This window comes from Sporosarcina sp. G11-34, from assembly GCF_026931025.1.
On the sequence record NZ_JAHNZW010000003.1, the window covers coordinates 1 to 13,250 of the forward strand.

Here is a 13,250-nt window from a genome sequence, read left to right on the forward strand (position 1 = left end):
GACCTTGCCAAGGTCGGGGTCGCGGGTTCGAATCCCGTCTTCCGCTCCATTTCATTGCCGGGGTGGCGGAACTGGCAGACGCACAGGACTTAAAATCCTGCGGTGGGTAACTACCGTACCGGTTCGATTCCGGTTCTCGGCACCAAATTTTTAAACCGTGTATATATGCGCCCGTAGCTCAATTGGATAGAGCGTCTGACTACGGATCAGAAGGTTGTGGATTCGACTTCTGCCGGGCGCGCCATTATTTTTTCCAGTAAGATTATATTAATTGTCGGGAAGTAGCTCAGCTTGGTAGAGCACTTGGTTTGGGACCAAGGGGCCGCGGGTTCAAATCCTGTCTTCCCGACCACTTTATGGGGCCTTAGCTCAGCTGGGAGAGCGCCTGCCTTGCACGCAGGAGGTCAGCGGTTCGATCCCGCTAGGCTCCACCAACATATTATTTTATAAAGATCCTGGCGGCGTAGCTCAGCTGGCTAGAGCGTACGGTTCATACCCGTAAGGTCGGGGGTTCGATCCCCTCTGCCGCCATCTTGAAGGACCTTTAGCTCAGTTGGTTAGAGCAGACGGCTCATAACCGTCCGGTCGCAGGTTCGAGTCCTGCAAGGTCCACCATTTGTATTTTTAACTGTCACGGAGGAATACCCAAGCCTGGCTGAAGGGATCGGTCTTGAAAACCGACAGGGGTGTTAAAACCCGCGGGGGTTCGAATCCCTCTTCCTCCTCCATTTTTAAAAAGTAGGTTTAATAATATTGTCGCGGGGTGGAGCAGTGGTAGCTCGTCGGGCTCATAACCCGAAGGTCACAGGTTCAAATCCTGTCCCCGCAACCAAATAGGTCCCGTGGTGTAGCGGTTAACATGCCTGCCTGTCACGCAGGAGATCGCGGGTTCGATTCCCGTCGGGACCGCCATTTTTAAGAAGTAAGTAAGTTTTAGGTTGTGAGAATAATATAAACCGAAAAATTAAGGCTCAGTAGCTCAGTCGGTAGAGCAAAGGACTGAAAATCCTTGTGTCGGCGGTTCGATTCCGTCCTGAGCCATTGTTTCATGCGAGTGTAGTTTAATGGCAAAACCTCAGCCTTCCAAGCTGATGATGAGGGTTCGATTCCCTTCACTCGCTCCAAACAAGGGCCTATAGCTCAGCTGGTTAGAGCGCACGCCTGATAAGCGTGAGGTCGGTGGTTCGAGTCCACTTAGGCCCACCATTCCGCAGTAGCTCAGTGGTAGAGCAATCGGCTGTTAACCGATCGGTCGTAGGTTCGAATCCTACCTGCGGAGCCATTTATGGGGAAGTACTCAAGCGGCTCAAGAGGTGCCCCTGCTAAGGGCATAGATCGCGTAAGCGGTGCGAGGGTTCGAATCCCTCCTTCTCCGCCATAATTTGGCCCCTTGGTCAAGCGGTTAAGACACCGCCCTTTCACGGCGGTATCACGGGTTCGAATCCCGTAGGGGTCATACAAAAGAAAAAGTGTATTGTTAGTCTTTGCAGACCAACAATACACTTTTTTGATTGCCTTCATTTACTTATTCGGATTCACTAAAAAAAGAAAATCGTTGAATGGGCACCTTTTTCGCGTGTATTGCCCCAGCCTTCTTTTTTAAGTTTGAAGGGTCCGGGGCTCACGCTATTCCGGCTAGGAGGTTCGCCTTATTCAGCGATTTTCGAGTGTGCTGATATTAATAAAGTGTTCCTATTTATTAGCGATATTGAAATTCATTGCTAATCCCTATCGACATAACTATCTCCTTCGTGGTAAGGAATATCACCAAGCGGGGATTGAATACTTTTGTCATCCAGTTCGGCTTCGTATTTCTCTGATTCATCGGATCTCAGAAAGCCGTGTGATTCGCCCGTTATATCTGTAGCGGCGAATTCTTCATACTTTTCAGTTGCGCCGTCCTCAATATTATTATCATATAATCCGGCATAGCTATCGTGATCACCGGTGAAGTCTGAAGGGGTTTCGGAAGTACCCGACTTTGCTGCCTCTTGGAAACTGTCTTCAGCATCACGGGCTACTCCGTGTCTTCTGTCCGCAAATGAATCTGGTTTGGCTGGTATAAGGATCTCTTCTTCAACAGGTCGATCACGTATTAAATTTTGCTCCGAATGTTCCATACTATGTTCCATACAAAAAGTGGTGTAAGGAATGGCTTCGAGCCGTTCAAATGGAATTTCCCTTTGACAGACTTCACACTTCCCATAAGACTTGCTTACGATTGCTTGTAAGGCGTTTTCAACCTTTTCGAGCTCACTCCCTGCATGTACGTGTAGTGCCATGTCTTTTTCCCGCTCAAAGAGTTCTGTGCCCATATCGCCTGGGTGATTGGCATACATAGAAAGTTCGCCCGATGCTTCTTGAGAATTTTCTTTGATAGTTGTTTCTTCTTCGGTTTTTGACAAATCCATTTTCATTTCGAGAAGATCTTTTTTTAGTTTGGATAGTTGTGTTGTGCTCAACAATGCAGGTCACTTCCTTCATAGTAATAACAACAGTATGCGCATTCAAAGCATACTTCATGAACATTAAATATTATTCAACAGTAAGACGCAAAAAATCCTCAAACATTGCTATCAATGTTTGAGGATTTTTGTTAAATTAAATGACCGAGTAATATACCGATACCGAGTAGCAATCCGAACAAGGTGTTTGTAATAGCAGTGTTTTTCATCGCTGGATTGACAAGAAGTGGGTTTTTATTTTTACGAAATACATTGATTGCGGTCGCTGGCTTTTTGATACTAAGGAACACTAGAAGTGCCCAAGGTGTAAGGTGTCCAAAAAGAACCATTCCGATAATCCAAACGTAAGAGATAATGAAAAAAAGCATCAATATTGTAATTGCATTTGACCGATTGACAAGTATAGCGAGCGTTCTACGGCCGCCTTTCGTGTCGCCTTCAATATCGCGTATATTGTTTGCCATCATAATTCCACCAACAAGCAACATACTTGGAACAGATAACAGAATAGCTTCAGTCGTTACAGTTAAGGTCTGTATGTAAAATGCGATAAGAATGAGTAGCATGCCCATGACGACTCCAGAAACTAATTCTCCAAAAGGTGTGTAGGCGATAGGATAGGGTCCGCCTGTGTAAAAATAGCCGATTGCCATAGAGATAAGCCCCACGACAGCAAGCCACCAAGATGTCTCCATACATATGTAAATACCGATAAGAACAGAAATTCCGTAAAGGATAAATGCTAAATTTAATACTGTTTTCGGTTTTACGCCATTTCGTACAATCGTACCTCCGATACCAATCGACTGTTCTGTATCAAGACCTCTTTTGAAATCATAGTACTCATTGAACATATTTGTCGCCATTTGGATAAAGATGCTAGCGATGAGCATGGCAAAGAAAAGAGGGAAATTAATGTTTCCGTTTGTCAGCGCAATCATTGTACCAAGAAAAACTGGAGCGAATGCGGCCGTCAGTGTGTGTGGTCGGGTAAGTTTCCACCAAATCCGCCAACCCGTATCAGCTTGTATTGTTTGTTGCAATGGTATTCTCTCCTTATGAAATGTATTGAACCTTATCTATTGTACTCCAAATTCAGTGAAGTGAACATACCGCCGGCTTAAGATGTGCCGAAACGTGTAGAATTCGGTATAATGGATAAAGGCTATACACTTTCTTGATGAGTCGTATAATGTACGGAGGGAAAAACATGAAACAGAATTTTACAACTGTCCTTGAAAAGAACATAGAAATTAAAAAAGAACATGTACGCTTTTTTACAGAAACAATCGAAGTGGCACGGATTTCACCTTTATCTTTTTTTGAAGCAGGTGATTCGCATTATAACAACGAACGTTTTTATTGGCAAAACGCGGATAATACATTGACGCTTGTCGGAATCGGTCATGCTTCTGTATTAACGAGTGAAGCTACTGACAATCGTTTTAAAGAGATTTCAACGAAATGGGAAAAGTTAAGCGCAGCACTTATTAAAGAAGACAAAGATATGGAACCGGTTCTTTTTGGCGGATTTTCATTTGATCCGGAAAGTGTGAAAGACTCTGAATGGAATGAATTTCCTTCAGCCCATTTTGTCGTGCCATCCTTTCAATTGGTCATTAAAAATGGAAAGACAACCATTTCTATTAATTTGGTGACGGAAAGTGAAAATGCCGTATTTCAATTCGATCAGCTACGTGATGAAAGGGATCGACTGATTCATATTGCGCAAGTAAATGATTTCAATCCTTCAGTAAAACCGACAGTCCTGTCGATTGATGAACGTGCAAAAGAAAACTATATACAAGCGGTTACCGACGTTACCAATCAAATAAAAAACGGGGAAGCCGAAAAAGTAGTCATTGCACGCGCAATTAAACTAAACTTTGAAAATGAAGTATCGGCTGTTTCTGCACTACATCATATTTCAAATGAACAACAGGAAAGTTACCATTTTGGATTACAGAAAGATGGTCAATTATTTTTTGGCGCAACACCAGAACGCCTAATTGAAGTGACTAAAGGACGCGCCTTTTCGGCTTGTGTCGCCGGCTCGATTGGACGTGGAAAAACCGCGGTTGAAGACCGGGAACTAGGTGAAGAACTTCTTGGCGACAATAAGAACCGTGTGGAGCATCATTATGTCGTAGATATGATTTCACGCGTGTTCAATGAATTTTGTACCGATATTTCGATGCCAAAAATGCCTAAGTTAATGAAAATTCGTGATATCCAGCATTTATTTACACCAATTGAAGGAAAGCTGGAAAAAGGAGTGGATATTTTTAGTCTTGTCGAAGCTCTTCATCCAACGCCTGCACTTGGTGGTGTTCCATATGAGACTTCGAAAATGATTATTCGTGAAAAGGAAAACATGGATCGCGGTTATTATGCCGCGCCAATTGGTTGGACAGATACGTTGGGTAATGGTGAATTTGCTGTTGCGATTCGTTCTGCATTGCTCGACGGAGACAAAGCTTATTTGTATGCAGGTGGAGGAATTGTTGCGGACTCGGAAGCTAAAAACGAGTACGATGAAACATGGGTGAAGTTTAGGCCGGTATTGCGGGCGCTTGGAGGAAAATTGAATGGATAATGTTCATGTGCTGACAAATTACGTTCGCCGAATGACGAGTGCATTAGTGAACGCCGGAGTGAAAGCAGTTGTCATTAGTCCAGGATCACGCTCAACGCCGCTTGCATATGCATTCGCATCGACTGAAGGTCTAGACGTTTATATGCAAATAGATGAAAGGTCGGCAGGTTATTTTGCACTTGGTTTGGCGAAAACAAAAGGTGAACCTGTTGTTTTACTTTGCACATCCGGAACCGCTGCATCGAATTACTATCCAGCAGTTACAGAAGCGCATTATTCACGTGTTCCATTAGTTGTCATTACAGCAGATCGTCCACACGAATTAAGAGAAGTAGGCGCACCACAGGCAATCAATCAAATACAAATGTATGGCAACCACGTAAAGTATAGTGTCGATTTTCCATTGCCCGAAAAGAATCCAGATATTGATGATTTTATAGACCGTCATATTCAACGTGCATTATCGGTGGGACTGTCCGCACCAGTGGGACCTATTCATTTGAATGTGCCTTTTCGTGAGCCACTCCATATTGATTTCGACATGGTAGTCCCGACTTTGACTTTCAAAAAAAGGTTTGAAGTGACTGAATCATTAAGTGCAAAACTTACAGAGGAATTGTCTAACCTGCTAATAGGGGCAAGTAAAGGCCTAATTATTGCCGGGGAGTTACCAATAGATCTAGATAAAGCGACCTTTTGGAAGTTCGCAAAAATGTTGAAATGGCCGGTTTTATGCGATCCATTGTCGAATCTTCGCTCAGAGGTACCGAAAGACTGTATGTCACTTTGCATAACGAATTACGACGCGATTTTAAAAAGTCCGGTGTTTTCCGAAAAAGTGCAACCCGATACGGTTATTCGCTTCGGTGCCCAGCCCGTATCAAAACCGCTGTCACTTTTTTTGAAACAGGCACGACCAGCCAATGTAATTGCGGTGGATGAATCACCAGAATTCAGAGATCCGCTCGGTGTCGTTACACATCATGTTCAAGGAAAACCGGAAGCTATCTTACAAATCTTCGTGAAAAAACCGGAAACTTCTCCGTATAAGCAGTTATGGAGTGAAGCGGACGAAAAAGCGTCTGTCATTATTGAAAGTCATGTCGGTGTTAAGGGAGATGAAGGCGCATATAGTCAAACATTGTTCCGACATCTACCTACGCAGACAGACTTAATAAGTGGAAGTAGTATGCCGATTCGTGATGTTGATACATTTTTCGGGAAAACAACTAAAGACGTTGCTATTTTTGCGAATCGAGGAACGAATGGCATCGACGGTGTTGTGTCGACTGCTATAGGTATTCAAGCCGCAAGACGGCGACCCGCATGGTTGTTAATTGGGGACTTATCCTTTTTACACGACGTCAACGGACTTATTGCGACACGTTTTCACGAGACGGATTTAACAATTGTTATTATGAACAACGATGGTGGCGGAATATTCTCGTTTCTTCCGCAGGCTAAGACCGGAACTCATTTTGAAGAGCTTTTTGGGACGCCAACAGGACTTACTTTTGATCATATAGCAAAAATGTATGGGGCACAGTACGCGTCTGTCAGTACACTGCAGGCGTTTGAAGAAGAGTTATCGAAAGAAAAAGTGAAGCCGTTACGCATTATTGAAGTGTTCACAGATCGCAACTTAAATGTAGCAGCGCATCGTAAATTGTGGGACCAAGTTACAAGGATGCTCGATTTTGATGAATGAAGAACTTATTCACGTTCGTGGCAATCAACTTCATGTGGAAGTAAGAGGGGATAATGGTTTACCCGTCCTCGTTTTTTTACACGGTTTTACGGGAAGTACAAGAACATGGGATGAAGTTTTCACTTTGTTAGATGGGAAATTTAAGACGGTGTCTGTGGACTTAAACGGGCATGGCAAGTCAACGGCGTTTAAAAATCCGGAACGCTATTCGATGGAAGAGCAAGTAAAGGACTTGGAAGCCGTTTTTGACAAGCTTTCTCTTCAAAAATTCACCCTTGTAGGTTACTCGATGGGTGGACGAATTGCGCTTGCTTACACAGTGAACTATCCGGGGCGAGTCGCCTCGCTTATTTTGGAAAGCGCATCACCCGGTTTAAAGACAGAAAAGGAACGGGTTAATCGAAAAGATGCAGACGAGTTGCTTGCGAAAAAAATTAGTGGGGGCGGCATACAATCCTTCGTTGACTTTTGGGAACAGATTCCACTTTTTGCATCACAGAAATTATTACCGAAAGAAAAACAACAAGCAGTTAGGGAAGAGCGGCTCGGACAAAATGTAATCGGCCTAGCGAATAGTTTACTGGGCATTGGAACAGGTAGTCAACCATCGTATTGGAATGATCTTGAATCGATTAGACAACCCGTTATGCTTATTACTGGGGAAATCGACACAAAGTTTGTCTTTATTGCCCGGGAAATGAGTACATTTTTACCTTTTGTACGTCATCAGACAATAAAACGCGCAGGACATGCAATACATGTGGAAAAACCGACGTCATTTGCTACAATGATAGAGGAACATATAAAAGAGTTGAAAATTTGAGGAGGTATATTTTATGACACGTCAATGGGAAACACTACGTACATACGAAGACATTAAATATGAACAATTCGGCGGAATTGGAAAGATTACAATTAATCGTCCGGAAGTTCGTAACGCATTCCGTCCGAAAACGGTAACAGAACTAATTGATGCATTTTCACGCGCTCGCGATGATGCAAGTATCGGTGTAATTGTTCTAACAGGTGAAGGCGAAAAAGCATTCTGTTCAGGCGGAGACCAACGAGTTCGTGGTCATGGTGGTTACGTCGGGGAAGATGAAATTCCACGTCTAAACGTTCTTGATTTGCAACGGTTAATTCGAGTAATTCCCAAACCAGTAGTTGCAATGGTTGCAGGTTTTGCAATTGGTGGCGGACACGTTCTACACGTTGTTTGTGATTTAACAATTGCTGCGGACAATGCAATCTTTGGACAAACAGGTCCGAAAGTCGGTTCATTCGACGCGGGATACGGTTCGGGCTATCTTGCACGGATCATTGGTCATAAGAAAGCACGTGAAATCTGGTTCTTATGCCGTCAATACAATGCACAAGAAGCACTTGATATGGGTCTTGTGAACACGGTTGTGCCATATGAGCAGCTAGAAGACGAAACAGTTCAATGGTGTGAAGAAATGTTAGGAATGAGCCCAACTGCACTTCGTTTTGTAAAAGCGGCGATGAATGCGGATACGGATGGCCTTGCAGGACTTCAACAAATGGCTGGAGATGCGACACTTCTTTATTACACAACGGACGAAGCGAAAGAAGGACGCGATGCGTTTAAAGAAAAACGCAAACCTGACTTTGGTCAATTCCCACGTTTCCCTTAAATCGAACAGACAAAAAGCTGCCCTTAATTAGGCAGCTTTTTCTGAATGAAAGGTGAAGAAAATGACTCCAAACTGGCTTATGCAACGAGCTTATTTGACGCCGAACAAAATAGCGTTATCCTTTGCGGATGAAAAATGGACGTTTGCCGAAATGAAAGAAAAGTCGATGGAACTGGCGCGTAAATTAAAGGCAAACGGTCTGAACGACGGGGATCGGATTGCACTTTTAGGTCCATCTAATGTGGAAATGGTATTTATTATCCATTCGTGTATGTTAGTGGGACTTGAAATTGTTATGCTCAATAGTCGATTAACGAAAAAAGAACTCGAATGGCAGCTCAATGATTGCGGTGTGGAACTAGTGCTCGTAGATGATGCGTTCAAAGAAGTAGTCGCCGGGTCTAGTGTACGCTTATTATTTTTTTCGGCGCTTGAAGACAGCGACGAAAACGATTTGCACGTTGAAAAGACTTGGGATTCAGATCGAACAATTACAATTATGTATACGTCGGGAACGACTGGCCACCCAAAAGGTGTTCGTCAAACAGCAGGAAATCATGTTTCGAGCGCGCTGTCTTCCGTTTTGAACTTAGGTCTCGGTGAAGAGGATAGTTGGCTATGTGCGATGCCGCTGTTCCATATTAGTGGCTTCTCCATCCTTGTACGTTCCGTTCTTTATGGGATGGAAGTACGTCTCTATGAGAAGTTTGATGCCGTACAAGTGGCAGAAGAAATTAAGAATGGTTCGGTGACACGCATTTCTGTCGTTTCGCTCACATTGGATAAAATTCTTCGCGAGTTAGAAGCACAAAATGCGGTTGCACATCATTCATTCAAATCCATGCTTGCGGGAGGTGGCCCTGTTCCAATTGATTACTTAGAACGGGCGGACAGATGCCAAATCCCAGTTCTTCAAACGTACGGTATGACCGAAACCAGTTCTCAAACAGCTACGCTTTCTGCACCCGATGCGTTGCGAAAAATCGGTTCCGCAGGCAAGCCACTATTTTTCAATCAAATCAAAATCGATGGCGCGAAGACTTCTGGCCAAAATGGTGAAGTGCATATTCGCGGTCCGCATGTGACTCCTGGATATATAGGACATGTCGCTGACAGGAATCCTCTTGTTGATGGCTGGCTTCCAACTGGGGATATCGGCTATCTAGATGAAGAAGGGTATTTATATATCGTTGATAGACGTTCGGATTTAATTATTTCAGGAGGAGAAAATATTTACCCCGCTGAAATTGAAGGTGTTTTGTCTGGACATCCCGACATTTTGGAAGTTGGTGTTTGCGGTAAAGAGGATCCGAAGTGGGGAAGTGTCCCCATTGCATTCGTTAAGACTTCAGGACAAGTGACCGCCGAGGAGTTAGGACATTATTGTGCGAAGCGTCTTGCCCGCTACAAAGTACCAACAGAATTTCGTTTTGTCGAAAACTTACCTCGCAATGCATCGAACAAATTATTGCGGCGCAAGTTAAGGGAATGGATTGAAGCGAAATAATAACCACAAAAAAGAAAGACGCATCTTTTCCACGGATAGCTGTGAAAGAGATGCGCCTTTTATTTGACGTTTAGTGCTTGTTCTAGCGTTTCGATGTTGTATTCCATTAGTGTGAAATAGTCTTCATCGTTTTTCACGTCATCAGCTGTCAATACGCCAAGATTATGAAGCATAAGTGATTCCGCACCAATTTCTTTTTGGATGACTTCTGTCAGTTTGGAAGACACGTTTTGTTCAAATAGGATGTATTTTACATCTTGTTCTTTTGCATATTCGACAAGGGATGCCAATTGTTTTTGGGAAGGCTCAGTTTGAGAGTGCAATCCCGCAACAGCTACTTGCTCAAGGCCGTATGTCTCGGCGATATAGCCGAATGCTGCATGCGAAACAAAAAATGTTTTTGTTTGTGCCGCAGAGGCCATATCTATAAATGCGCGGTCCAGTTTCAGTAAATCGGCACGTAGCTCTTCAAAGTTCTTTTCAAAATCTGCTTTTTTTTCCGGGGCCGCTTCAATTAATGCCTCTTTAATTGAATAAGCCAGTGCGTCACTCAAAATAGGTGACATCCATACATGTGGATCTACATCGCCGTGATCATGATCTTCGTCTTCATGACCTTCGCCAAACATATCTTCGGTTATTGCATCTGCGGTTGCAACCATTGTTACATGCTCATTTTTTAACGTCTTCTCAGCGTTCTCCACAAAGCCTTCAAGCCCAAGGCCGATGTAAAAGAATAGATCAGAATCAGCAAGTTCCATCATACCTTTTTGTGTCGGTTCAAATGTATGCTCATCAGCACCTACGGGATAAACGGATTTCACGTCAACATGGCTACCCCCAATTCGTTCTGTGAAATATTGAAGCGGGTAAACTGTTGTGTAAACAGAAAGTTGATCGCTGTTCTTTTTCTTATTATCCATATCTTTATTACTACAAGCAGTAAGCAATGCGATTGTAAGTAATGAAATAACGATGAATAGTTTTTTGTTCATTGGTCAAAATCCTTCCCTTCTTAAATAGTAACCATTACGATTTAGTTTATTTACTTTATCATCATACAAGAGAAAATATGATTTTGCAACTAAAAAAAAGATTCAGCTACGTAGCCGAACCATTTCAATAGATTATCAGTTTTCTTTCGTGACTTTCTCCGGAACGGGATCAAATCCACCTTCATGAAAGGGGTGACATTTTGAAATGCGACGGACCGCAAGCCAAGATCCTTTTAATGCACCATGTGTCTCAATAGCTTCAATGCCGTAATGGGAACAAGTAGGATAAAAGCGGCATGATGGTGGCATTAAAGGTGAAATGGCTTTTTGGTAAAGTTTTATAATCAACATTAGTATTGTTTTCATAGCGGACTCCTAAGTAATCTAGATACTTATTATTGTATCATGATTTATTCTTATGAACCCTTGATTAGCTTTTGATGAAAATTGGAGAAATGTTAAACTAGAAAAAATAATCATTGAAAAGGTAAGTTCAATTTTTACCGAGTTGGTATTTTTTTGTATTGATATAGGTGAATGCATGTTTTTTATCCATTGGGCCATACTAATGAATAAAAGGATGGTATTGCGATGAAAAAATATAAAATGTACGTTTCAGTTGTGAATCAACAAGTGTATTTTTACCCAGACGATTCGCCATGGGAATATGAAGTGGTTGTTACAGACAGGTATGTGCCCGTTTTTCAAAGGTTGTTTGACCAAGCAGGTACACTTGAATCGATGAACTTTCTCAGATCACATTTTCCACCCTTGCCAGATCATTATGGCGGCTTTAATCAGGAAATAGAATTACGGACGAAAAAAGTATATGCACTAATCCATGAATTTACTAATGACGAGTCAAAAAAGTTTATTGAACAACTCCCGTATTTTCGTTGAAATGAATCCTTTCGTTCGCTACACTTAACGAAAGGACGTGATTTCTATCGTATCTTTCAACGATGCAAATGGTGTACATGTCGAGCTGACATTTGGAGAGAATCGATTTGAAATGCCAGCGAGGCATGTGTTAGTTGTGCTAAGACATAAAGGCAAATGGTTGCTTACCCGAAACTCGGTTCGAGGAATCGAATTTCCAGGCGGTAAAGCAGAAGAAGGTGAGACAATCGAAGAGGCGGCTGTGCGTGAAACAATTGAGGAAACGGGCGTGACTATAACAAACCTTGTAAAATTTGCTGAATACGTCGTTCAAAGCAACGTCACATTTTGTAAGGCCGTTTTTACAGCGGAAGTCGTTCATATTGATGAAAGCCCCATACTTCATGAAACAGAAGGTGCAGAGTGGATGTCAGATAGCGAGTTGGACGCCTGCACGAATTTAAGTTTTTATATGAAAGATGAAGGGATGTCCGCCATTAGAAAGTGGGTGGATACGTATGAATCGCAGCGGAACGATTGAAAACAGACGCATATATCCTTCCCCGAATCCGCATGTTCGACTGGAGGAAATTACATATTGGTCGGAAGGTATAAAGGTAAAAGGTTTACTTGCTGAGCCGATTACGGATGGAATGTATGAAGGAATTATTTACTTAAGGGGAGGAATCCAACATGTTGGGATGGTTCGTCCTTCACGTATAGCGCAACTTGCCTCGAATGGTTTTGTTGTATTTGCCCCGTATTACCGCGGCAATCGCGGGGGAGATGGCAGAGATGAATTTGCAGGAGTTGACCGTATGGATGCGGTGCATGCTGTCGATGTATTGAAACAACATGCGAAAACGGATTCAGAAAGGCTCCATCTATTCGCATTTTCACGTGGCGGTATTATGGCACTTTGGACTGCGATATTACGGGAAGATATTACATCGGTTGTTACATGGTCGGGTGTATCTGACATCATATTTACATATAAAGAACGGAAAGACTTAAGACGAATGATGAAGCGTGTAATCGGAGGGACCCCGAATAATAAACCAGACGAGTATCGAAATCGAACAGCGTTGTTTCGTATAACTGAGATTGATGCAGCTGTTCTTATTATCCATGGCATGTCAGATGAACATGTTTCATTCGAACAAGCGAAGTTGCTTGAAAGTGCACTGAAGGAAAATGATAAAAGCGTTGAAACATGGTATTTTCCAAAGTACACCCACCATATTCCGCCCACTATGAATGCACAAATTGTTCGCGATTTATGTGGGTGGATGAGAAGACAGGGACGATAGAAAAGGCGGCATGCACAGAATAGTGCATGCCGCCTTTATGCGTTTATGAAATCATAAATTTTACTTAAATAAAAGTATTTAAAATAAACTGTTGACTTATTCTGAATTGTTTGATTTAATGATGTATATAGAGCC

General features: G+C 42.7%; 12 protein-coding genes and 15 tRNA genes. 23 read left to right on the forward strand and 4 right to left on the reverse strand.

From position 1 onward, the window contains the following. Positions 1 to 56: 56 nt before the first annotated feature. The 15 genes from KSU66_RS04145 to KSU66_RS04215 all read left to right on the forward strand — a co-directional run bounded on the left by KSU66_RS04145 (position 57) and on the right by KSU66_RS04215 (position 1,456). Positions 57 to 145 (forward strand) — tRNA-Leu (locus KSU66_RS04145). 22 nt (positions 146 to 167) lie between these two features. After that, positions 168 to 244: transfer RNA gene (locus KSU66_RS04150), tRNA-Arg, on the forward strand. A 31-nt stretch (positions 245 to 275) separates the two neighbouring features. Then, positions 276 to 352: transfer RNA gene (locus KSU66_RS04155), tRNA-Pro, on the forward strand. Positions 353 to 358: 6 nt separating this feature from the next. Further along, positions 359 to 434, forward strand: a tRNA-Ala gene (locus KSU66_RS04160). Positions 435 to 457: 23 nt separating this feature from the next. Further along, a tRNA-Met gene (locus KSU66_RS04165) sits at positions 458 to 531 on the forward strand. 7 nt (positions 532 to 538) lie between these two features. Then, positions 539 to 615: transfer RNA gene (locus KSU66_RS04170), tRNA-Ile, on the forward strand. Between the two features lie 20 nt (positions 616 to 635). Next, positions 636 to 728 (forward strand) — tRNA-Ser (locus KSU66_RS04175). Positions 729 to 757: 29 nt separating this feature from the next. Next, positions 758 to 832, forward strand: a tRNA-Met gene (locus tag KSU66_RS04180). 4 nt (positions 833 to 836) lie between these two features. Beyond that, positions 837 to 912: transfer RNA gene (locus KSU66_RS04185), tRNA-Asp, on the forward strand. 56 nt (positions 913 to 968) lie between these two features. After that, positions 969 to 1,041: transfer RNA gene (locus tag KSU66_RS04190), tRNA-Phe, on the forward strand. Between the two features lie 9 nt (positions 1,042 to 1,050). Next, positions 1,051 to 1,124, forward strand: a tRNA-Gly gene (locus KSU66_RS04195). 5 nt (positions 1,125 to 1,129) lie between these two features. Then, positions 1,130 to 1,206, forward strand: a tRNA-Ile gene (locus tag KSU66_RS04200). 1 nt (position 1,207) lies between these two features. Further along, positions 1,208 to 1,282 (forward strand) — tRNA-Asn (locus KSU66_RS04205). A 5-nt stretch (positions 1,283 to 1,287) separates the two neighbouring features. Beyond that, positions 1,288 to 1,378, forward strand: a tRNA-Ser gene (locus KSU66_RS04210). 6 nt (positions 1,379 to 1,384) lie between these two features. Beyond that, positions 1,385 to 1,456: transfer RNA gene (locus KSU66_RS04215), tRNA-Glu, on the forward strand. Positions 1,457 to 1,721: 265 nt separating this feature from the next. Here the strand turns inward: KSU66_RS04215 and KSU66_RS04220 are convergent. Then, entirely contained in the window at positions 1,722 to 2,465 is a 744-nt protein-coding gene (locus KSU66_RS04220) for a TraR/DksA C4-type zinc finger protein (protein ID WP_269050176.1), read from the reverse strand. 131 nt (positions 2,466 to 2,596) lie between these two features. After that, entirely contained in the window at positions 2,597 to 3,508 is a 912-nt protein-coding gene (locus KSU66_RS04225; RefSeq protein ID WP_269050177.1) for a 1,4-dihydroxy-2-naphthoate polyprenyltransferase, read from the reverse strand. Positions 3,509 to 3,675: 167 nt separating this feature from the next. Between KSU66_RS04225 and KSU66_RS04230 the strand changes: the two genes are divergently transcribed. The 5 genes from KSU66_RS04230 to KSU66_RS04250 all read left to right on the forward strand — a co-directional run bounded on the left by KSU66_RS04230 (position 3,676) and on the right by KSU66_RS04250 (position 9,931). Further along, entirely contained in the window at positions 3,676 to 5,061 is a 1,386-nt protein-coding gene (locus KSU66_RS04230; protein ID WP_269050178.1) for an isochorismate synthase, read from the forward strand. Then, positions 5,054 to 6,769, forward strand: coding sequence for a 2-succinyl-5-enolpyruvyl-6-hydroxy-3-cyclohexene-1-carboxylic-acid synthase (gene menD, locus KSU66_RS04235; protein ID WP_269050179.1), 1,716 nt, complete (start codon positions 5,054 to 5,056; stop codon positions 6,767 to 6,769). The genes KSU66_RS04230 and menD overlap by 8 nt, the downstream gene beginning before the upstream one ends. Beyond that, positions 6,762 to 7,592, forward strand: coding sequence for a 2-succinyl-6-hydroxy-2,4-cyclohexadiene-1-carboxylate synthase (gene menH / locus KSU66_RS04240; RefSeq protein WP_269050180.1), 831 nt, complete (start codon positions 6,762 to 6,764; stop codon positions 7,590 to 7,592). Before menD ends, menH begins: the two co-directional genes overlap by 8 nt. 13 nt (positions 7,593 to 7,605) lie before the next feature. Beyond that, positions 7,606 to 8,424, forward strand: coding sequence for a 1,4-dihydroxy-2-naphthoyl-CoA synthase (gene menB, locus KSU66_RS04245; RefSeq protein ID WP_269050181.1), 819 nt, complete (start codon positions 7,606 to 7,608; stop codon positions 8,422 to 8,424). Between the two features lie 61 nt (positions 8,425 to 8,485). Then, positions 8,486 to 9,931: an o-succinylbenzoate--CoA ligase gene (locus tag KSU66_RS04250; RefSeq protein ID WP_269050554.1), complete on the forward strand. Its 1,446-nt coding sequence runs from the start codon at positions 8,486 to 8,488 to the stop codon at positions 9,929 to 9,931. 59 nt (positions 9,932 to 9,990) lie between these two features. Here KSU66_RS04250 and KSU66_RS04255 read toward each other — a convergent pair whose 3' ends face one another. Together KSU66_RS04255 and yidD are read right to left on the reverse strand one after the other, a co-directional pair. Then, positions 9,991 to 10,926: a metal ABC transporter solute-binding protein, Zn/Mn family gene (locus KSU66_RS04255; RefSeq protein ID WP_269050182.1), complete on the reverse strand. Its 936-nt coding sequence runs from the start codon at positions 10,924 to 10,926 to the stop codon at positions 9,991 to 9,993. A 135-nt stretch (positions 10,927 to 11,061) separates the two neighbouring features. Then, a complete protein-coding gene (yidD, locus tag KSU66_RS04260; protein ID WP_269050183.1) occupies positions 11,062 to 11,292 on the reverse strand; it encodes a membrane protein insertion efficiency factor YidD in 231 nt (76 codons plus the stop codon). Positions 11,293 to 11,517: 225 nt separating this feature from the next. Here yidD and KSU66_RS04265 point away from each other — a divergent pair, with 225 nt between their 5' ends. Genes KSU66_RS04265 through KSU66_RS04275 form a run of 3 tightly spaced genes read left to right on the forward strand, consistent with a single transcriptional unit; the run spans position 11,518 to position 13,115 of the window. Beyond that, the gene (locus tag KSU66_RS04265) at positions 11,518 to 11,826 is read left to right on the forward strand and encodes a transposase (protein WP_269050184.1); all 309 of its coding nucleotides are present in this window, start codon (positions 11,518 to 11,520) and stop codon (positions 11,824 to 11,826) included. 37 nt (positions 11,827 to 11,863) lie between these two features. After that, positions 11,864 to 12,346 carry an NUDIX domain-containing protein gene (locus KSU66_RS04270; RefSeq protein WP_329958773.1) on the forward strand — a complete coding sequence of 161 codons (483 nt, stop codon included), beginning with the start codon at positions 11,864 to 11,866 and terminating at the stop codon, positions 12,344 to 12,346. Then, positions 12,324 to 13,115: an alpha/beta hydrolase family protein gene (locus KSU66_RS04275; RefSeq protein WP_269050185.1), complete on the forward strand. Its 792-nt coding sequence runs from the start codon at positions 12,324 to 12,326 to the stop codon at positions 13,113 to 13,115. The genes KSU66_RS04270 and KSU66_RS04275 overlap by 23 nt, the downstream gene beginning before the upstream one ends. The last annotated feature ends 135 nt before the right edge of the window (positions 13,116 to 13,250 follow it).

Excerpts from the sequence above, each read along its gene's own strand:
- KSU66_RS04230 (WP_269050178.1), top strand. The coding sequence starts at position 3,676 with ATGAAACAGAATTTTACAACTGTCCTTGAAAAGAACATAGAAATTAAA.
- menD (WP_269050179.1), top strand. The coding sequence starts at position 5,054 with ATGGATAATGTTCATGTGCTGACAAATTACGTTCGCCGAATGACGAGT.
- menH (WP_269050180.1), top strand. The coding sequence starts at position 6,762 with ATGAATGAAGAACTTATTCACGTTCGTGGCAATCAACTTCATGTGGAA.
- menB (WP_269050181.1), top strand. The coding sequence starts at position 7,606 with ATGACACGTCAATGGGAAACACTACGTACATACGAAGACATTAAATAT.
- KSU66_RS04250 (WP_269050554.1), top strand. The coding sequence starts at position 8,486 with ATGACTCCAAACTGGCTTATGCAACGAGCTTATTTGACGCCGAACAAA.
- KSU66_RS04255 (WP_269050182.1), bottom strand. The coding sequence starts at position 10,926 with ATGAACAAAAAACTATTCATCGTTATTTCATTACTTACAATCGCATTG.
- yidD (WP_269050183.1), bottom strand. The coding sequence starts at position 11,292 with ATGAAAACAATACTAATGTTGATTATAAAACTTTACCAAAAAGCCATT.
- KSU66_RS04265 (WP_269050184.1), top strand. The coding sequence starts at position 11,518 with ATGAAAAAATATAAAATGTACGTTTCAGTTGTGAATCAACAAGTGTAT.
- KSU66_RS04275 (WP_269050185.1), top strand. The coding sequence starts at position 12,324 with ATGAATCGCAGCGGAACGATTGAAAACAGACGCATATATCCTTCCCCG.